Origin of the sequence: Terasakiella sp., from assembly GCF_048267425.1 — a bacterium.
GTDB lineage: Bacteria > Pseudomonadota > Alphaproteobacteria > Rhodospirillales > Terasakiellaceae > Terasakiella.
Genome location: NZ_JBLWXN010000021.1, coordinates 1 through 20,138 on the forward strand (window position 1 = coordinate 1; position 20,138 = coordinate 20,138).

Annotated in this window: 17 protein-coding genes; 13 read left to right on the forward strand and 4 right to left on the reverse strand. The window is 44.9% G+C overall.

What is annotated here, in order from left to right:
* Nucleotides 1-271: 271 nt before the first annotated feature.
* The 8 genes from ACN0VA_RS17475 (at nt 272) to ACN0VA_RS17510 (ending at nt 8,811) form a co-directional block, all read left to right on the forward strand.
* Entirely contained in the window at nt 272-547 is a 276-nt protein-coding gene (locus tag ACN0VA_RS17475; protein WP_417822405.1) for a transposase, read from the forward strand.
* A complete protein-coding gene (locus ACN0VA_RS17480; RefSeq protein WP_417822406.1) occupies nt 544-963 on the forward strand; it encodes an IS3 family transposase in 420 nt (139 codons plus the stop codon). The genes ACN0VA_RS17475 and ACN0VA_RS17480 overlap by 4 nt, the downstream gene beginning before the upstream one ends.
* 176 nt (nt 964-1,139) lie before the next feature.
* The gene (locus ACN0VA_RS17485) at nt 1,140-2,429 is read left to right on the forward strand and encodes an NHLP bacteriocin system secretion protein (RefSeq protein ID WP_417822407.1); all 1,290 of its coding nucleotides are present in this window, start codon (nt 1,140-1,142) and stop codon (nt 2,427-2,429) included.
* A gap of 8 nt (nt 2,430-2,437) precedes the next feature.
* Entirely contained in the window at nt 2,438-4,627 is a 2,190-nt protein-coding gene (locus ACN0VA_RS17490; RefSeq protein WP_417822408.1) for an NHLP family bacteriocin export ABC transporter peptidase/permease/ATPase subunit, read from the forward strand.
* Nucleotides 4,624-7,590: an NHLP bacteriocin export ABC transporter permease/ATPase subunit gene (locus ACN0VA_RS17495; RefSeq protein ID WP_417822409.1), complete on the forward strand. Its 2,967-nt coding sequence runs from the start codon at nt 4,624-4,626 to the stop codon at nt 7,588-7,590. Before ACN0VA_RS17490 ends, ACN0VA_RS17495 begins: the two co-directional genes overlap by 4 nt.
* Nucleotides 7,591-7,613: 23 nt before the next feature.
* Entirely contained in the window at nt 7,614-8,162 is a 549-nt protein-coding gene (locus ACN0VA_RS17500) for a cyclic nucleotide-binding domain-containing protein (RefSeq protein WP_417822410.1), read from the forward strand.
* Between the two features lie 70 nt (nt 8,163-8,232).
* Nucleotides 8,233-8,508, forward strand: coding sequence for a hypothetical protein (locus ACN0VA_RS17505; RefSeq protein ID WP_417822411.1), 276 nt, complete (start codon nt 8,233-8,235; stop codon nt 8,506-8,508).
* 12 nt (nt 8,509-8,520) lie between these two features.
* Nucleotides 8,521-8,811 carry a hypothetical protein gene (locus ACN0VA_RS17510; RefSeq protein ID WP_417822412.1) on the forward strand — a complete coding sequence of 97 codons (291 nt, stop codon included), beginning with the start codon at nt 8,521-8,523 and terminating at the stop codon, nt 8,809-8,811.
* Nucleotides 8,812-8,859: 48 nt separating this feature from the next.
* On the opposite strand, the gene ACN0VA_RS17515 is transcribed toward ACN0VA_RS17510, so the two are convergent.
* From ACN0VA_RS17515 to ACN0VA_RS17530, 4 genes are all read right to left on the reverse strand, one after another.
* The gene (locus ACN0VA_RS17515) at nt 8,860-9,780 is read right to left on the reverse strand and encodes a GNAT family N-acetyltransferase (RefSeq protein WP_417822413.1); all 921 of its coding nucleotides are present in this window, start codon (nt 9,778-9,780) and stop codon (nt 8,860-8,862) included.
* Complete coding sequence (locus ACN0VA_RS17520) at nt 9,770-10,249, reverse strand: hypothetical protein (protein ID WP_417822414.1); 480 nt, start codon at nt 10,247-10,249, stop codon at nt 9,770-9,772. Before ACN0VA_RS17520 ends, ACN0VA_RS17515 begins: the two co-directional genes overlap by 11 nt.
* Before the next feature lies 1 nt (nt 10,250).
* Nucleotides 10,251-14,516 (reverse strand): ATP-binding cassette domain-containing protein, encoded by a 4,266-nt coding sequence (locus tag ACN0VA_RS17525; protein WP_417822415.1) that lies wholly within the window; start codon nt 14,514-14,516, stop codon nt 10,251-10,253.
* Nucleotides 14,517-14,580: 64 nt separating this feature from the next.
* Nucleotides 14,581-15,654 carry a helix-turn-helix domain-containing protein gene (locus tag ACN0VA_RS17530; protein WP_417822416.1) on the reverse strand — a complete coding sequence of 358 codons (1,074 nt, stop codon included), beginning with the start codon at nt 15,652-15,654 and terminating at the stop codon, nt 14,581-14,583.
* 300 nt (nt 15,655-15,954) lie between these two features.
* Here ACN0VA_RS17530 and ACN0VA_RS17535 point away from each other — a divergent pair, with 300 nt between their 5' ends.
* From ACN0VA_RS17535 to ACN0VA_RS17555, 5 genes are all read left to right on the forward strand, one after another.
* Nucleotides 15,955-16,233 (forward strand): hypothetical protein, encoded by a 279-nt coding sequence (locus ACN0VA_RS17535; protein ID WP_417822417.1) that lies wholly within the window; start codon nt 15,955-15,957, stop codon nt 16,231-16,233.
* On the forward strand, nt 16,223-17,152 hold the full coding sequence (locus ACN0VA_RS17540) for a GNAT family N-acetyltransferase (RefSeq protein ID WP_417822418.1): 930 nt from the start codon (nt 16,223-16,225) through the stop codon (nt 17,150-17,152). Before ACN0VA_RS17535 ends, ACN0VA_RS17540 begins: the two co-directional genes overlap by 11 nt.
* A gap of 152 nt (nt 17,153-17,304) precedes the next feature.
* Nucleotides 17,305-18,312: a helix-turn-helix domain-containing protein gene (locus ACN0VA_RS17545; protein ID WP_417822419.1), complete on the forward strand. Its 1,008-nt coding sequence runs from the start codon at nt 17,305-17,307 to the stop codon at nt 18,310-18,312.
* A gap of 253 nt (nt 18,313-18,565) precedes the next feature.
* On the forward strand, nt 18,566-19,381 hold the full coding sequence (locus ACN0VA_RS17550; protein WP_417822420.1) for a hypothetical protein: 816 nt from the start codon (nt 18,566-18,568) through the stop codon (nt 19,379-19,381).
* A gap of 83 nt (nt 19,382-19,464) precedes the next feature.
* Nucleotides 19,465-19,764 carry a hypothetical protein gene (locus ACN0VA_RS17555; RefSeq protein WP_417822421.1) on the forward strand — a complete coding sequence of 100 codons (300 nt, stop codon included), beginning with the start codon at nt 19,465-19,467 and terminating at the stop codon, nt 19,762-19,764.
* The last annotated feature ends 374 nt before the right edge of the window (nt 19,765-20,138 follow it).

Here is a 20,138-nt window from a genome sequence, read left to right on the forward strand (position 1 = left end):
AGTTTTGAACCTCCCGCACTTGGGGAGAATGAACTTTCAACAGATCTTCATACTCAACTGGATAATGTAATTGCAACCAATTGGGATTAAAGTCGTGTAGTTTTAAAACAAAGTAAGGTGGGAAAATTATGAGATTTTCCCACCATTTTTTTTGGTTATGCAACTCTCTTAATTTGTCCCACTAAGGCTGACGGGAGACAGTGTCGATCTGGACCTGCCCCCTAAAACTGGAGAGCACCTTCTGTTAAATTGAGATTTACAGGAGGAAATAATGAGTCTCAAAAAATCTGATGAATTTAAACGTGAAGCTGTCCAGCTTGCTTTAACAAGTGGATTGTCCCGCAAACAAGTTGCTGCCGATCTTGGCATTGGCATGTCCACGCTGAACAAATGGGTCGCCAAACATAAACATGATGATTTAATGTCAGGTCCGCATGATGACCTTCACAAGGAACTTGCCCGTCTTCGCAAAGAAAACCGCATTCTCAAGGAGGAACGGGAGATATTAAAAAAGGCGACGGCCTTCTTTGCGAGCCAAAAGCGATGAGGTTCAAGTTCATTGATGCGAAGAAGGCCAAACATCCGCTTCACCTGCTGTGCAAAGCCTTCAATGTCAGCCCAAGCGGTTATTATGATTGGTGTAAACGTCCTATGTCACAGCGGCAACGTGATGATCTGGTTTTATTGACCAACATCCGCACAATCCACAAAGAAACTTACCAATCTTATGGACGTAAACGCATGACTGATGAATTACGCGACCTCGGCTTTACAGTCAGTGAAAAACGTGTTGCCCGTTTGATGAAGGATAATAATATCAAAGTGATACGCACACATGCCTTCAAGAAAACGACCGACAGTGATCATAACTTCAATGTTGCACCAAACCTGTTGGATGGGGATTTTACAACAACGGGATCAAACCAGAAATGGGCGGGGGACATCAGTGGACCCGTTCCCTAAAACTGGAGAACACCTTTTGTCTAGTTGCGGTTTTGGTTAACATAGATAGAGGTATATAAGGCTTAATCTATATATGGCTGTATAAACTCAGTACATAAATATGGGACGCTCAGACAAAGTGCTGTTTTTTGCTTTCTGCTATCTTCTGCTAAGGAATTGCATGGAAGATAGAATAAATGGCGATCCAGCCAAAACGGCAGATATTTAGAAAAGCGGCTCTCGAGAGGTTATCTTCTCCTGAGCAATTGGATCGTCTTGTTCCGGTCTCCGACCCGTTGGGTTGGCTCGTCTTGATGACGCTTTTAAGTCTTCTTTTCTTTATTACCCTGTGGGGTGTCTTTGGAAAAATTCCGGAAGAAGTTAGCGGCCTTGGCATTTTGGTCAGTGAGGATGGACGTGTGCTTGATGCGATGAGCCAATCGCAGGGGACCGTTCTGAAGCTGAATGTTCAAGAAAATGACCTAGTCGAAAAAGGCCAGCTCATTGCTGTTATCGAACAGTCTAACTTGCATGATGAGCTGAAAAGCGCGTTTGAAACCTTAAAGGAACGCCGTGCAGAAAAAAGCCAAACCCAACAAATTTTTGAAAATGAATTCAAACTCAAAGAAGATAATTCTAATAAACAGACCGAGGCGCAAAACCAAATAGTAAAGGCCGCACGGCAGCGTTCTTCCTATCTGGCAGATACGTTGTCAAAACGGGAGACCTTGGCAGCGAAGGGTATTCTTCCGCGCGATAAGGTTGAGGAAATCAGAACAGAATTTAATATGGTTCAGCAAGATTTAAGTCAGGCGCAAAACCGGATTTTAGAACTGCAAGCTGAAAGCCTATCGTTACAATCGGAACATGCGAAAGAAATTACGCGTATTGATCAGCGTATTGCTCAAAGCAAACGGCGCATTCGCGAGATTAAATCTCAACTGGAATTGAACGGTGAGGTACTGGCCCCCGTTTCTGGCCGTGTGACAGAGCTTAAAGTCTTTGAAGGAAAAGTTGTTCAAGCGGGAGACGCACTCGTCAGTATCGCAACAGCGGGTACTGCACTTGAAGCTGTGTTATATATCCCAACAAAAGACGGGAAAAAAGTGTCTTCGGGGATGGAAGTCCGTATTTCTCCCTCAACGATAAAAAAAGAAGAATTTGGCACCATTATCGGTAAGGTTCAGGAAATTTCGGCCTTTCCGGCGACCAAGAGCGGGATGCTCACCGTTTTACAAAATGAAGAGTTGGTTAGTGAATATTCCCGAGATGGTGCGCCGTATGCTGCCCGGGTGATGTTGGTTCGTGACAACACGAGCAGTGGCTTTAAATGGACGTCCGGTACAGGGCCAAATGTTCTGATCTCTGCCGGGACGACATTGGAAGCAGAGGTAACGGTCATGGAGCAAGCGCCGATTAACCTGATTATACCTTTTGTGCGTAGACACACCGGCATTGGGTTTATAGCCGAAATTGGGGCTGACTGATGAGGGGAGTGCTAACACAAATTAAGCAAACCCTGAATGAGCGCAAACGTGTGCGTACGCCAACGATTATGCAAATGGGTGCTGTTGAATGTGGTGCGGCCTCCTTAGCAATGATTTTGGCTTATTATGGGGCGTGGATTTCTTTGGAAGAATTGCGTGTCACATGTGGGGTAACGCGCGATGGAAGTAAAGCGAGTAATCTCTTAAAAGGCGCACGGCGCTATGGCTTGTCGGCGAAAGGCTTTAAAAAGGATATTGATGGGTTATATGACTTACCCGTCCCATCGATTTTACATTGGAACTTCAAGCATTATGTCGTTTTTGAAGGTATCATTGGTGACAAGGTTTTTATCAATGACCCAGCTCATGGTCCGTTGAAGCTGGATATAAGTGAGTTGGAAGCTTGCTACACCGGGGTGGTTTTAGCCTTTGAACCAACGAGTGAATTTAAAAAAACAAAACGCCTACCGGGTATTGTTAGTGTCCTTTCAAATTTACTCACGGGATCCAGAAAAGCCGTCGCGTTTGTTCTGGTCAGCAGCATTGCTCTGGTGATCCCGGGGATCGCGATTGCAGGTTTTGCGAAGATATTTGTCGATCATATTTTAGTCTCTCAGAAAGAGGATTGGCTCGTCCCCTTAATCATAGGCATAACGATTGCTGCTATTTTGCGCGGTATTTTGACTTGGCTGCAGCAGAAGTATTTGCTCCGTATGGAAACCAAGTTATCGCTGTCGCTTGCCTCTACCTTTTTATGGCGCATGATACAGTTGCCGATCAGCTTCTTTCAGCAACGCCATGTTGGTGACCTGAGTGACAGAATGGCCGCCAATGATCGAGTGGCTACCCTTTTATCCGGACAACTGGCAACAAATGTGTTGAACCTGTCTACCGTCCTTTTTTATGGGTTAGCCATTGCGATTTTTGATATCTGGTTGGCCTTAGTCGCATTTTTGTTGGCGGGGGTCAATATTATTGCCCTAAAAGCGGTAGAGCGCCAACGCGAAGATGCGAGCCGCAGCTTGCTACAAGAAAGCGGCAAGTTGGCAGGAGCAACTGTTGCTGCCATTCGATCCGCTGAAACATTGAGAGCATCCGGCCTAGAAAATGAAGTTTTTAGTAAATGGGCAGGCTATCAGGCCAGCATGTTGTTCTCACAATTGAAATTGGGAAAGTCCTCTGCCGTTCTTTCTGCTGTACCTGTGTTGATGAACTCCCTGACCACGGCTTCTATCCTTGGGTTGGGCGGGCTCAGGGTCATGGACGGTAGTCTCTCTATTGGGGCGATTGTCGCGATCCAGTCTCTTATGCTTAGCTTTATGAAACCAATCGCGGCCTTGGTTAATCTGGGTGGACAAATTCAACGAATTAAGGGGGACTTGGCGAGGGTTGAAGATATTCGTGCCCATCCTGTTGAACGGATTTTAGGACCAGAAGAAACCCAAGGCTGGAAAGGTCCGGCGATTTTAAGCGGGGCGCTGGAAGTGCGGAATATCGAATATGGTTATAACCCGATGTCCGCCCCTTTGCTTAAAGATATTTCCCTCTCTCTCAAGCCGGGGTCCAGATTAGCCTTGGTTGGGGGGTCAGGTAGCGGTAAGTCAACGATTGGTCGACTTGTTGCCGGGGTTGTTGCCCCGTGGAAAGGAGAGATAACCATAGATGGTTGGGCCTTTGAAGATATCCCGCGTCAAATCCATTCTTCCTCTGTTGCGTATGTGGATCAGGATATCTTTCTTTTTGCGGGCAGTGTGCGTGACAACCTAACCTTATGGAATGACCATATCAGTGATTCCGCCCTGACACGTGCCTTGAAAGATGCCGCTATTTATGACGATATTATGGCCCGGTCCGGTCAGTATGAAAGCCTTGTTGACGAGGGGGGATTAAACTTTTCAGGTGGACAACGTCAACGCATTGAAATTGCACGTGCCCTCGTAAGTGATCCCAGTTTACTGGTTTTGGATGAAGCAACATCCGCGCTGGACCCCGCGACAGAAAAAATTATTGATGACAATTTACGCAGGCGTGGGTGCGCCTGTCTTATTATCGCTCATCGTTTATCAACTATTCGCGATTGTGATGAGATCATCGTTTTAAAGTACGGGCGCATTGTTGAACGCGGTTCTCATGATGATCTGATACAGCAAGATGGTGAATATAAACGCCTCATTGGCGCTGAGGGGTTGGCGTCATGACTCATGTTAACGCTCTGCATATTGATACGACAGAACTCGCCGGACACTATCGAAGCATTGGCGCGAATACACCCATTCTCTTAAATGATCTAAATAAGGTGACTTTTATCCAGGAGGGCAGCGTTGATGTATTTGCCATCCGTGTAAAAGAGGGTATCCCCTATGGACAGCGCCACCCCTTGTATCGCGCAGAAGCCGGTGAGATGCTGTTCGGCTTAGAAGATAAGAAAACAGGCTTTCAAGACGATTGTTTCAGTTTAATCGCTGTTGGCGTGACCGGAACGGAGGTGCTGGAAAATGTTTCTTTAGATAATTTTCAAAAGCAGAACCTTAAATTCCAAAGTGCCACGATCAATCGATTTATCGAAGGGTTATTTTCCCAATCCTTGCCAAAACGTCGCACAGAAATGATCACTCGTTTAGAGGCGGGGCGGAAAAGCGATTTATATAAAGACGTCGCGGCTTTTTCAGGTTCACGGGATCTGTTATGGGGATGCTGTGATGAAAAAGATCATCTTTGCTTGTTTGGACACACAAGATTGAGCGGGCACTGCTTGCCTTTATCCAATAGCTTGTGGCTGGAAACGAACAAACCCGTTCTGATTACCACAAAACAGACGGAAGACTTAATAAAGGGGGACGGGTTACGGTCTTTGCTTTTTGGTGTTATGTGCCTGTTTCAGCACTATATCAGCCAAAAAATTCAAGATTTGGAAGTTGCCTCACTTGCGCAACATCAGAAATTACAAAAATCAAATCGGGAAGCCATAGAAAATGCCGTTATGAATATGGCTGGCGTTATAAGGCCTGATTTGCAACGTGAACATGAACAATTACCTAGTGATGGCGCACTGCATATAGCGTTTTTAAAAGTTGCCAGATATTTAAAAATACCCACAGTCCAAACACCAAGACGATTGAAAAATACGAAAGGCCGCTATGGAGTTGATGACCTCGCCTTGATATATCGTCTTCGTACCCGAAAAGTTATTTTAACGCCGGGATGGACCCATCAGGATGTCGGCCCCCTGCTCGCCTATACGGAAGATACGCGCGAACCGATTGCACTGTTACCCACTTCAAAAGGGGGGTATGAGGCCTATAACCCCAAAACAAAAGAGTACCTTGCGTGCACGCAAGCCATGGAAGAAACAATCTATGGTGAAGCCGAGATGCTATACCGCCCCTTACCCGAAGGGATGCATACCTTAAAAGGACTTATCCGTTTTGTACTGCCTAGTATCGGTAGTGACCTTCGTATGCTTGCCTTAATGGGAATGTTTGGCGGTTTACTTGCAACCTTAACACCAATTTTAACAGGTGTTTTGATCGAAAGCACCTTTCCACGCGCAGATATGGGGCAACATATTCAGATCGTGTTGGCATTGGTGGTTGCTGCCCTTGGTGCGTGTAGTTTTGAAATTGTCAAAGCCATATCGCTGTTGCGTGCAGAAAGTCGCGTGGATTTACACCTGCAGGCCGCTTTATTTGATCGTCTGTTAAATCTGTCCCTTGTTTTCTTTAAAAAATATACAGCAGGTGATTTAACTGATCGGGTTTTGGGGATACAGACTATTCGCCAAGTTTTGACGGGTTCAACAGTGCAGGGGTTGTTGGGTGTATCCTTTTCTGTCCTGAGTTTGTTGCTCCTGTTTTATTATAACTGGAAGCTTGCCTTTGTTGCGATTGTCTTAGTGATCTGTTCCCTTAGTGTGACGGTATGGTTGGGCATGAGACAATTGAGTGAGGAGAGGAAACGCATCGCCCATCAAGGTGTGGCAGAAGGCTTTATTGTTCAGCTTCTCAGTGGGATTACAAAGCTGCGTATTGCCGGTGCGGAAACCCGGGCCTATGCCCGATGGGCACATTACTTTACCCAGCAGAAGAAACGTTTTTTTCAAGCTCAATATTTCACCAATTTACAAGATATCTTTCAAGCGGTTTTTCCCGTGCTGGCGACTGGTTTAATCTTTATTGCCGCAACCGTTTTTCTGGGGGATGACGCCATTCAATTACAGCTTGAAGCCATCGTGGACCCTGATGTTGAATTGGATAAAGGGGCTATGACGACGGGTGATTTTGTCGCTTTCAATGCTGCCTTTGGGCAATTTATGGCAGCTATGACAGCTTTGGTAACATCGCTCACCAAAAGCTTGAAAGTTATTCCATTATTTGAACGTGTCCATCCTTTGATAGAGGCGTCTAGTGAGACAGAACAAGAAGACAAAACATCAGACGAGCTAAATGGTGCCATTGAAGTTAGTCATCTCTCTTTTCGTTATGAGGAAGGCGGATCAAAGGTTTTAAATAATATCAACCTGTCCATTCAACCCAACGAGTTTGTCGCCCTTGTCGGCGCGTCGGGAAGTGGGAAGTCAACCCTTGTACGTTTGATGTTGGGGTTTGAAAAACCCAGCACAGGTGAAATCCTTTATGATGGCACACCCCTTAGCAATATAGAGTTGTCTTCTTTGAGAAGGCAGCTCAAGGTCGTGACGCAAAATGCTCATCTCACAACAGGCAGCATTCTAAGCAATATTGTCGGTCGAAGTTCTTTGACGATTGATGATGCGTGGCATGCTGCCAAATTGGCGGGCTTAGATAAAGATATCGAAGCCATGCCCATGGGGATGCATACGGTTTTGATGGAAGGTGTGAATACCTTATCGGGCGGACAGCGCCAAAGATTAATGATCGCAAGGGCGTTGGTTCATCGCCCGCGCATTTTGCTACTGGATGAACCAACCAGTGCCCTTGATAACACCTCACAAGAAATTGTCATGAATTCACTGACAAACCTAAATGCGACCCGCCTAGTGATCGCGCACAGGCTTTCAACCATTCAGCATGCAGATCGTATCCTTGTGATGGATGGCGGACAAATTGTCCAACAGGGGAGATATGACGAACTCGTAGGTGTTGACGGACTTTTTCGGGACCTCACCAAAAGACAACTCGTTTAGGAAATAGGCAAAGGAACTCTTTGATGCGCAAAGTTTTATTTATACTGGGGCAGCTCAGCGACAATGATACGGAATGGATGGCCCGCGCTGGTACTAAAAAGTCTATTTCCGATGGTGATGTTATCATTCAGGAAGGCGTGGGCAATCCTGATTTATTTATCCTACTTCAAGGCATTCTCAGAATTGAAGATGCCAAGATCGGTCCTATTGCGGAACTGGGTACCGGCGAAATTGTCGGGGAAATGTCTTTTGTCGATAATGCGCCACCATCTGCCAGTGTGATTGCCAAGGGCGATTGCATGGTATTGCAGCTTTCTCACGACCTGCTTGAAAGCAGAATTGAGGCAGATCCCTTTTTTGGGATGCGGCTTTATAAGGCTTTGTCTTTTTTTCTTGCAGATCGTCTGCGCGGAACGGTGCGGCGCTTTGGCTATGGTGAAGCGAATACCAATCTCGATTCAGATGAAATTCTAGCTGACGAGCTGGATGAAAATTTGCTGGATACAGTTTCTATCGCAGGGGATCGTTTTGATCGCATGCTCAAACAACTGGCCTCAGCAAAGACAGCATAAAAAAGGTTGGCAAAATCATAAAACCAACCAGTGAGGGATGAAAATGCTTTAACTTTAACGGAGTAAAACCATGAATGACAATGTCGTTGCACTATATAGCCACGTGCGTGGCAATGGCGAGTTGATGGACGAGCTATCACAAATTACTAACGAACAAGAACTAAGCACACGCGTTGTGCTTATGGGTAAAGAGCTAGGTTTTACCATTTCTGAAGAAGATGCTTTATGGGGGCTAACCCATATTGATGAATTTATTCAAGAAGCGGTAACAGGTGATGAGCTTTCAGATCTGGAACTTGAGCTTGTGTCTGCGGGGTCTTGCACGGGTTACAATGATAACCCTTGAAGGAGTAAAGTTATGAATAACAATATCCTTGCTTTTTACAGCCGCGTCCGTGGAAACGAGGCGTTGATGACTGAATTGGCACAAATTTCTTCACCCGAAGAATTGGGTACACGTGTTGTTCTCATGGGCAAAGAAATGGGAATTATCTTAACGCAAGATGATGTCATGTCCGGTTTGGAACATATCAATGAGGTTATTACACGCGCGGCAAACCCTGAAGAACTTTCAGATATGGAGCTGGAATTGATTGCTGCTGGAAGTGTCCACACCACGGGTACAGATGATGTCGCCCCGAAGTGTTAACCTGGAAAACCTAATTTAAAACGTGAGCTAAAGGCGCAGTCCTTAGGGCTATGCCTTTAGTTTTTTACGGCTAATAAAACGTTCATCCATCCATTCGGTGACAAAGGCTTGGCGCTTTTTCATGAAATTGATCATTTGGGTATTGTCGCCCAAGGTTTCATAAAGCGTCACAGATTTAGGGCCATAATGGGTAAATTGTAACTGACTGGCGTCAAAGATCCCGGCGATAAGCCAGCCTGCTTTCTGCAAGTTTTTTTGCACGAACCCAACCGTATAATGGTGATGTTTTTGATCTTCTGGTGTTTCTGCAAAAACCCAACCGACGACTTTGCCATGTTGACGCAAGGCTAGTGATAATAAAGGGTCGCTATATTGTTCGGCCTTGTGAAAATCCAAAACAGGGTTTGTCACTTCCTTCTTTGAAACGTCTTCTGCATCTGCACGGTCTTTTTGTGACATTTCATACCACGGACTGGACGAATAGCCGTTGCGCTTTAAACGCTTCATCATTGGCCCCCAGCTTTCAGCAAGTTTATTGGTACATTCTGCTAGCGCACCCAAGCGAAACTCGGCTAATTCAGCGGCCTCCCAACCATTATGAGCCAGTAATGTTTCAAACTGCCGGCGTGCGCGCGTACGGCTTGAATGAAAGGTGATGAGTTCTTTGGAGCCTGCTTGCTCAGATAAGGCCGTTATTTCTTTGAGTAGGGAGGAGGCGATACCACAACGACGATAAGCCTGATCAACAAAAATGGAAGAAAGCCGTGAAGAGGCCACGTGTTCCTCACTAAGGCGATTAATATGTTTTACGATGGCCAGCCCGACAGGTTTATCGCCGTCCCATGCCCCGGTTGCTTCCACCCAAGTCGGATCGGCCGAAGAACAAGTTAAAAGGTCCCGGTAACGAGGATAGGTCAGTTTTGTAAACTCAGGCGCAGGAAGACTTAGACGTTCAATCTTAATGTTCATAGAATTTACCTATAAAAAAGGACCAGAAGGGCTCATACCCAACCGTCAAGGAGAGCCGTACCTCTTTATCGACAAGTTTAATTTGTCGTTCCAAATGCAGTGGGATTGCATTTGTTGAACAAGGAGAGGAAGTGGTTTTGGCACGGACAAATTCTTTCTCGAAAAAGAGAACACCTGCTTGTGCATCTTTGATTTTATCAAATGTCAGGTTTTTATGGGGGGCCGTAAAACAATATAAATTGTCGCCCATTGGCTTTAATTGACCGGTTATGTCCAAACGGACCGGATGTTCGGCAAAACGAAGCCAGGCTATAGATAAAAATAGGCAGCAGGCGATAACGATTGCTCCCATATATTTGGGCCATGCAAACAGAAGAGTGGGCGCACTATTATCACCAAATACACCAACAAAAAACTTGAGGGCTTGTGTACGAAAGAGTTGTCGTTTTTTCGGTTTTAAGGAAGCCATATTAAATATCCATTGGATCATCAGCTAGTCTGGACGCATCATATCCTTGTGGACTGCCGGACCAGACGATTTGCCCATCTTGCATGTGAAAGACACGGTCGCTTGCTGCAATGGCACTTTCACGATGTGAAACCAGCAAGCAGCTCAAACCCAATGTGCGGATATTGGCGAATAATTCGGCCTGCATTTTTTCAGGTAAGGCGTTTGTTGATTCATCCAAAATCAACAACATGGGTTTGCGCACCAATCTTTGTGCAATCAATATTCTTTGTTTCTGTCCTGTTGAAATTCTTTCTGAATCGACAATGGATTGGATCCCCATCGGCATGGCATTCAGGTCGCGTTCCAACATTGCAAGGCGCGCTGCTTCGCGAATTTCGGGTAATGTATAATAGCTGTTGCCCATAATATGACCGCGAATGGTCTGGGCGACTTCCAACTGGTCATCCTGAAAAACGGCACCAACTTTTTCACGCCATGAAGAGAGATCAATTTCATCATCGCTGAGACCGCTTCGGATGATCTCGCCGTTTTCTATCGGATAAAAGCCCAACAGAACCCGCAGCAAAGTTGACTTTCCACAACCGGAATTTCCAACCAGCGTGACAATTTGTCCTGGTTCTACTGTTAGAGAAACATTTTTTAGGGTCGCAGATTTACTGTTCGGATAGGTATAGCTGACGCCTTTGATTTCAATTGGTGCAATTTTGTCGTCAAAAGTCTTGATCGGACGACGGGGTTCAATCTGTGCTTCCACAAGGGGTTTAAGCCTTTGGAAGAAAGGCTGTGTTTGGGCAAAGTCATTCAAGGCAGATAGACAGGCCTTCAGGCAGAAAGTCGCGGACATAAAAGCCAGCATAAGGGCTGAGACATGCGCGGGCCCATACGCATCCGTTCTAATCGTAAGGGCAGGCAGAAAGCCCAAGATCGCAAACCATAAAATTAAATCATTGAACTGATGGATGTTATTTTCAGCTTTGCGGCTTTTTTCGAGATGGAAAAGCTCTTTTAACCGCGCCTTTTTCCAGACTTCAAGCGCAGCCTTTTCTCGTCCACTCTGAATGAGCCGTGGTGCGCTTTTTAACAGTTCCAGCATGAATTCAACATTGTCGATGCGACGTGATAACTGGTCAGTTACTCCTGAAAGGCTTTGACGTGCGAGGTGCAGACTATAAAAAGTGAGTCCCCCTAACAGAGTAAGGTAGTAAATAAATAAAGATGGGGCAAGAACAGCAATGACACCAAGACCTGATATGACGCCTGCTCCCATGATAAGGCGGCGAAGAAACCCGCTTGATAAATAATCAAGAATATAAGGCAGGGCCCGCAGGCTTCGTGTCACAACATCCGGGCTATATTTATGAAAAAAGAAAGGCCGGATACGTGTCATATGTTGGTAAATAGCCTGTGTGGATAAGGTTTCAATACGTCCTTCCAGTCGGTGGATCGCAATAAGCTGGTAAGCTTGTATGAAGAGATAAAAAAGCCCAAGCCCTCCTAACGCCACTCCAAAAGCATAAATTGACTGTGTTTCACCAAAAAGAAGGATTTCATTGATGTAAACATAACCGGCGACAGGAAAAGTCAGCATCAAAAGAGACAGGGCGAGGCAGCTTATTATGGTAGCTCTGATATCATCAGCATTTTGATGAAAGCCATGGAAGAAGAAGCTAAATGGGGATTTTGGTTTGTTTTCAAACCCCTCATGCAACATGACGAATTGATCTTCCAGCTTTTCTATTTCTTTTGGGCCGAGAGGTATTTTTTGGTTTGTCGACGGGTCAACAACCTCAAACCGATTGTTTCGATCAGGTAAGATTGCAATGGGTTTACCTTCTTTTTTATCAAAACCGATAAGGGGACCATGATCCATTTGCCACCAGCTTGGGGAGATAAAACGCAAATACCGAAGGGGCAAGCCATTATAGCGCGCGAGAATTTCAAGGCATTCCAGATTTGTTTGTGTCGGTTTAAATGCAACAGGTGACGGAGGGAGGAGGACTTCCTTTTTTGTGAGAGCTTGACCGACGAGACAAAAGGTTGTGATTAAGTCCCTATGATGTCCTTTCTGCCTATTTCTTGGTCCATATTCTTCTTCATCCTCCAAGTAGGGAGAAACAGCAGAAACCTGTGAACTCTCAGCTTTTTCTTTTAGTTGAATTGTACCGTCAATAAGATGCACAACGCGATCACACCGATTTAAAGTGCTCTCGCGATGACTAATCATCAGAAGCGTAATAGCGCGGTCACGCAGATTTTGTCTTAATTTGGTTTCAAGGTCGCTGTCCAGACCATCTGTTGCTTCATCCAGAACGAGTATACGTGGGTTTCGCGCCAAGGCTCTTGCGATTTCAAGACGTTGTCGTTGACCGCCGCTAAAGTTTGCGCCTTGCGGCGCAACGATTGTGTCTAGTCCATCTGGGCAGTTTGCTAAACATTGGGTCAAGCAGGCATCCTTAATTGCGGCTTGAATATCTGCATCTGAAATATTCTCGTCCCATAGGGTAATGTTTTCACGCACTGTCCCCTTGATGAAATAGGGATGTTTGTTTACCCAGCCGATATGTTGCCTCAGTTGCTCGCGAGAAAGGGAAGTGGCTGCAAAGCCGTTAATATAAACCTGCCCGGTCCACGGTTGGTGCAGGCCGATTAAGGTTTCGGCTAAAGTTGATTTTCCGCCTCCTGACGGACCTGTAATACCCAGTTGTTCCCCCGACCTCACTGATAAGCTGACATCATGGAGCAGAGCCGGTTTCACCTTGGTAAAACCAAACGTGACTTGTTGCACACTCAAAGCCTCAAGAGCTTGGGGAGTAAATGAAAAGTCAGGGTTATCTAGGCGCATTTTCGGGGTTGGTTGATTTATCAGGTCATCAATGGGGGGCAGTTGTTGTTCTAGAAAAATCCATTGCCCTTGCAATTTAGCCAGAGCTTGAAACGGTTTATGCACTCCAAACGCAAGGCATAAACATGTAAACAAGGTCCCCATTTCACCCTCCAGCCAAGCGAATGAGGCAAAGACGGAAAGAACCAGTAAGAGTGTGAAAAAATCACTGCTCGCTTCTGCAAAGCTCCTGTATAGCCCCGATTTTTGTCGATCAAGCAATCTGTGGGAAAACGTCCCCATTTGATTTTTGAAAAAGGCTTGGTCGCCGCCACTTGTCTTAAAAGATTCAAAATTTTCAAGGGCCTGAGAAAGTTTGATCCATATTGTATTGTGAATTTCAATAAATCGGCGCGCCCATTTGTTTGCACGGCTGGACATAAGGCACAGAAATGATCCAAAGCAAACCGTGATCGCAATGGCTACAAAACCAACAACGGGATCGAGAAAATAAAAGCTACTCAGCAAAAGCAAAAGGCCTAAGCCATGAACGGTTGCCTCCAAAAACTCCTGCAGGAGCACTTGTGTAACACGTTCCTGTTTATAGATCCGTTGATGCAAAACTGAGGCAATGCGATAAACAAAGAAACCATAAGGCTGATTTAACAAATGGTTGGCAAGGTTTGGCAGGCGTTCTTTGAGAGTTTTGATTTCAAGGTTTAATGATTGTTTTGCGGATAGTTTCAGCAGGATAATTTGGGAAAATAGCGCCACGGATAGGCCCGCAAATGACACGCCGTACTCTGTGAGTGCCTCGCCTGATGGGCTGAAGAGCTGTGCTAAAAAATGTCCGGTAAAAAAGGCAAAAGCCACTTGGGGCAGATAAGAGAGGACGCCTAAAGCGAGACTTCCGGCAATTTGCCAGTGGTCTTTTCCTTTAAAAAAGTTTGCGACCCTGTTTTGGGTCTTCAGGTACACGCCACCTTCTTTAAATTCTTCGCTTTTGGTGATGGAAAGAGTAATGCCGCTAAAAATCTCATTGAACTTACTTTTATCCATGAGGATGCGTCCCGAAGACGGGTCGTTCAACCACACACCTTCATCCGTGATATCTTCGACCACAGTAAAATGGATAAAGTCCGTATAGACGATTAGAGGAAAGCCAAGCTCTTTGAGTTCTTCCGGCTCCCTACGTAAGACGCGAATGGGGAGCTTATAATGTTTTGCGACCCGGACCAAATCCGCAGCTGTAATACAATCTCTTGAAACACCTGAAACCAAACGCAATTCGTCAAGGCTGACGTGTCGGCCCCAATGGGACATAATCATTGCCATGGCGGCGAGGCCACATTCGGTGGTTTGCGTCTGATAATGTGTTGGAACTAAAATGCGGCTATTCACTGTTTTTCTGTTGAGCGTTTTGGAGTTAGACAAAAGGGCCATGGTCGCATTCTGTTTGATTTCGAAGAGAATGGCTTTATCTGTTGGTTCCAAATCCTTTGTCTGGTTATTTCAGGATGACTTCGTTCAAGGTGCCTGATTTAGGAAGACTATGAACCCATGCAGGAAGAAGGCAGCTTGCCTCTTCGGGGAGGCGAGAGTTTTTCAAACGGAAACCGTGTATCTCGCAACGTAAATCACGTGGTGAAATATGGAAACGCTCTTTGAAACTACGGCTAAAATGCGATTCACTTGAAAACCCGCATTGATAAGCAATGCTCCCTATTGTTAAGTGATCCATGCTGGACTGAGAGAGCAGGCGACGACTTTTTAACAAGCGTCTTTCCCAGACATAGCGTGCGACACCATTATAGGGCGCAAAAATTCGATAAATTTGTGTGCGCGATATACGGAAACGTTCCGTTAAACTATCTGCATTAATGGGTTCGTTGAGGTGTTTTTCAATATAACGCTGAATGCTTTTACCCACGGCCACGCTGACTTCGATTGAAGTTGCCTCATTTTGCCGGTTTTCTTGTAAAAGCCAGCCCTTCATCAAGCCAAATGTACCTTCAAGCATTGTGTTGGCTTGCGATAAATTCATCTCAGGTATGGTTTGCCAGAGAACCTTGAGATGCTCCCCTATAAATCGAACCATAGGATTTTCTGCGGATAGTTTTTTGCCATGCATTTTGGACAAAAGCTCAGACAATTCTGTTTGCAAAACACGTGGCAGAACAAGAGTTAGGTTTTTATATGTGGAGGTTTTTATGGCTGTTGGCTTATCCATATCAATGACTAACATATCGCCTGCACGGATGTCTTCTTCGTCTTGGGTCAACGCGCGACCTTCTAGATAGAGCTGAATGAGAATATGGTCCAGATCATCAGAGGCAATTCTTGAATTCTGACGTTCAAACAATTGGGGATCAGAACTGGTGATGCCTAAAACGGCTTCTCCTAGATGGCAAACCTGAATCTTCCCGTTAATATCTTTTTGTAATCGACTGCCATCTGTTGCCGAAAGATCAAAAAAGACCGACATATTTTCTTGCCAAGCCTCAAGGCGTTCCTTGGGGGCATAAGCTGATGTATCGAAATGAGCAATGGGAATGGTGCTCTGTGAAGAATGATCCGTCATCTCAATTCATGAAGTCACTTTATAGCTGTGTGCCGAAGGCTCTTCTTGAAGAAACTGATCAAGCAGGAAAGAAATTAACAAACACAGTAACAAAGCCAGCACATTATAAAAATTCCTATCTATAGCATTTAATCGTATTTCTGCTCATTAAGCACGCCATAGGTTTTATCATTACGTCCCAACTTTTTAGCATTACATTTTTTTGCTTTGTTTTTCATTTTCCCCATTGAATGGACTTGATAAATTAGCTTGTCGGAAACGGGCTGTTTTTCGCAAATCGTAGAGAAAAGGAAGAATGAAATGATCGATCAAGGATGCAAAGAATTTTACGGTGTCTTGCGTGGTCGACCTGCATTGATGGCTGAATTGATGCTCATTGACAACCGCCAAGACTTGAATGAAGCTGTCATCGAAATGGGAAAGCGTGAAGGTTTTATCCTCGACCCCGTTGCCGTTCGTATGACAACAAAAGAAGACTTTTTAGACCTTCTACAAAGCCCAGCAAATGATGACGAATTGACCGACGATGAATTGGAACTCATCGCTGCGGGCTTGCCGGTACCTTGTGGTGACACCTGATCAAATAAAGGCAGCGCTTAACATCTGTCCGGTTAATATGCAGATTGATGAACCTTTGTTTTGCAAGTTGACTTATCCTCGGTATGCGCGATGGTTTAATGGCGAGGAAAAGACACCTGATAATGTCCTTTCATCGGTTGTGTTGCTCGGCAATATGCCGATCGGTTTAGCGATTATAAAGTTGAAGAAAAAAGGGGCAGCACAGCTCCTTTCCATTATGGTTGTGGCAACCTTTCAACGAATGGGGATCGGCACGCTTCTTCTACAACATATGGAAGATCGTGCGCGGGCTGCAAAAATGACGCAGTTTGAAACCCATTACAGTGACAGGGTGGATAGAACCCCCGTTGTCTCTCTCTTGCAACATTGTGGTTGGTCGCAACCTGAACATCTTGAACATAGGATTTCAGCTTATTGTGATTGGCCCAAACGCATGGGGGCAAATTGGAAAGCAATGGTAAAACGCTGCTTGAGGAATGGCTTTTCGGCAACTCCATGGTTTGATATTTCTGAAAAAGAACGTGAAAAAGCCCTTTTGATGGAAACTGAACAAGTCAACCCAGATTGGCCTCGTTTTGCGTTATTTGAACCGGAGTCAAACCCGTTGTTGTCCGTCGCCCTTCGTCAATATGGGGAATTAGTGGGCTGGATACATTGCCAATCTATCCCTCAAGAAGGTTATCACCACTACGTCACGGGCTTTGTAACAAGAGAATTGCAACCGCGTGGCTGGTTGCTTGCGGGTATGGATATGATTGTTCTAAAGCAATGCGAGATTTATGGTCCAGAGAGCTTGTCTGTCTACGAAACCCCAGCTTCGTCACCCGGCATGCGTGCGATCATGGAAAAACATTTTAACGAAGCCTGTTTGTGGATGGATGATCGTTATTCCTGTCAGAAATTTTTAACAACCACGTAGGCGGTTAACCTCAAAGCTATATTGTGTTAGGTTGAAAAATAGCACAAAAGGTTATTAGATTAGATATTTGACCAAAATCCATTAAATAAGGTGATATGGCAGAGCATTTTAACATTTCACGCATTCCCGTTTCCCGTTTTGATACAAACGGATTGAGCCACAAGGATCGCTTTGAAACGTGGCAACAAAGTATTGGTGTTCTATTCGATGTCAGTCTAGATAAAAACCAGAGTGATCGCTCTTTCGATGCGTCTCTAACAACCTTTAACTTAAACTCTCTACTTATTGCCCATTGTGTTTCACGAAAACAGGCTTTTGAACGTTCTGCCTTAAAAGTTTCTCATGATGCGCTTGATCATTACTTGATCCAGATTTTTCTGCGCGGCCAGGTGAATTATGATAATCACGGCAAGCAATTGATCGCGAGACCGGGTGATGTCTGGGTCAATGACTTAACGACGGATTATTCAAGTTACATCAGTGATTATGAAAACCTTACCCTTGTCGTTCCTCGGGATTTAATCAGCAAAAAATTGTTGCACCCTGATAGCCAAGGCCAAAGGGTGATACAGGGCCATCAGCCTTTGGCGCGCTTGTTTAAGCAAATGATGTTTGGCCTATACGAGATGGCTCCGCAAATGACATTGCAAGAGGGCTCCTTGTCTATTTCACCTTTGTTGCGGATGACGGAAGGGTTGCTCAATAGTCATCAAAACAGTCTGCCTGAGGATTGTGACCGCATGACTATTGATCAGGCGATGCTCACAGGCCTTAAACGGTTTATACATGCCAACTTGCAAAATCCTAGTCTTACCCCTGACTATATTGTTCAGCATATGGGGGTTTCTCGCTCAGGTCTTTATCGTTTGTTTGAACCCTTTGGCGGCGTGGCAGCTTACATTCGGAATTACCGCTTAAAAAAAACGGTCCGTGAACTTGTGGACCCAACGATGAAAACGAAGCGAATTTATGAAATTGCACATGCTTGGGGATTCACGCGGGAGGGTGATTTTTCAAGAGCATTTCGCCGTGCCTATGGCCTCACCCCAAAAGAAGTCCGCAATTTGGGCGTTCTTTGCCCAAAAGGCGATAAAGGATTGAGAGGGAGCTTTGGAGATCGAAATTATGAAACTTGGCTACATAATTTGACGATAAGCTGAGAGTTTGACGGGAGCAGGTCTTGTCAGATTAAATTCACTAAATTGATGAAATACCCGCTCTCAGAAAGAAAAATCGGAACTATTTTCACCTTTTGTTCTCAGGTGTCTTGCGAAATCAATAGTTCAGGCTATTTCAACATTGAGTCAACAGGAGAGGTGTAAGTGCCCCCTCCTTCGTCTCGTCAGGATAACCCAAAGCGGCCCTTTCTTTTTCGCGAAAGAAGGGGCCGCTTTTTTATTGGAGAAAATTAAAATGGCAAAACTCAACAAAGCTTATGAGGAACGCGAAACCACGCGTCTGCGCGAACTGATGAAAGATCCCAGATATTGGAAGAAAAAAGATCCGGCCTATGTGGATATGGTCCGCCAAGGTTTTCAAAACCTCTATGATAATCCTCCGCCAGAAGCACTAGCGGCAGAAGGTAAAGCCGCCAATCAGATCGGAATTAACGGCCAAAATCATGGGCAAGATACGGTAGTTGCTCATGTCACGCCGGGTGAGATCGTCATTCCATTAAGTGCGCAGACGCCGCAGTTAATGGAATATCTTTCTCAAGCGTTAGGCGATGATATTCTGAAATACACGGTTGGTTCCGGGCACGAGCAGGAGAACCCGACCAGCGGCTTACCTGCTTTTGCAGATGGATATAAAGATCGCTTTGCCAACAATAGTAGCTACTATTTTGGAGGAGAGGATAAACCTTTTAAATGGCATTATGAGGACCGAGATGCCAAAAATGACTATCTGCCGGAGAATGTGAAAGATGCCCGGAAATTTGGCAGCCGGTGGGAAGAAATGCCTGCATGGCAAAACAAATTTCACGATAATGGCCGGGGGAAGCTAGAGCGTAAATTTGTGAATCCTGATGGGCGAGAAGCTATATATGATGGTGATACGGGCAAATTGGTTACAGACCCAAAACTACGAGGAACCTATAACTATACAAATGCTCCTCGTTGGGACACGGGCAATATGAATCAGAAAAAGATTGGAAGGTTCATTCGAGAAGGCATCGGCCATACCGTTAAGGATATCATTCCCTATACTTTGCTGGGCAATGATAGATAAAAAATAACTTAACCTTTTCATATTTGGGTTGAGCACGGGGTTACCCTGTGCTCAACTGCGCTTTAGAATGAAGGAGAAATGTTGTGCCAAAATCATTCAAGGTAAGTCTTATTTTTTGTGGAATTGCTCTTGTGTTTGGGCTTCTCAGTGGGCTTGAGCTTGGACTGAGAGTATTTGATATATGGCATAGTAGGATTTTTTTTCGTTTTTCAGGTTTGTTTACTTTTTTCTCATTAGCTTTAGCAACGCTTGTTAATACATGGAGCTTTATAAATTGCTTGAGAATCAATGAACCTGCATACGCGGTTAAAAATTTTCTTCTTTATTTTTTTCCAATTGGTGCTCTCTGGCTTCTGCTGGCTTTTATTGGCAGTAGTGTATGATTTCAAACATAGCTGAACTGGACCTGTACGGAAAAAGTGGAGTGTGTCTCCTGAGCTAATTATGTTGACTACAGGAGAATGGAAAAATGAACCCAACGGTCATCTATATGTAAAAGCTAATACTACAAGCATTTTTCTATATAGGTTGAATTGTATTTCTTTTTTTAGTAGGGGTTGTGTTTATGTTTTTGGGTACCCTTGTCGTGGTCTTGATTAGCCTTGTTGTAATAGGCCATGTTCCCGCCCTAACAGTATAATCTTATTTCCGGTTTCCTTGCATCAGGGCCATATAGAGTGTTTTCTATCCTAGACGACTTGAGGGGAAATAATGAATAAGGCTTTGATTCTTTCGGGAATTGTAAATGCACTTCTTT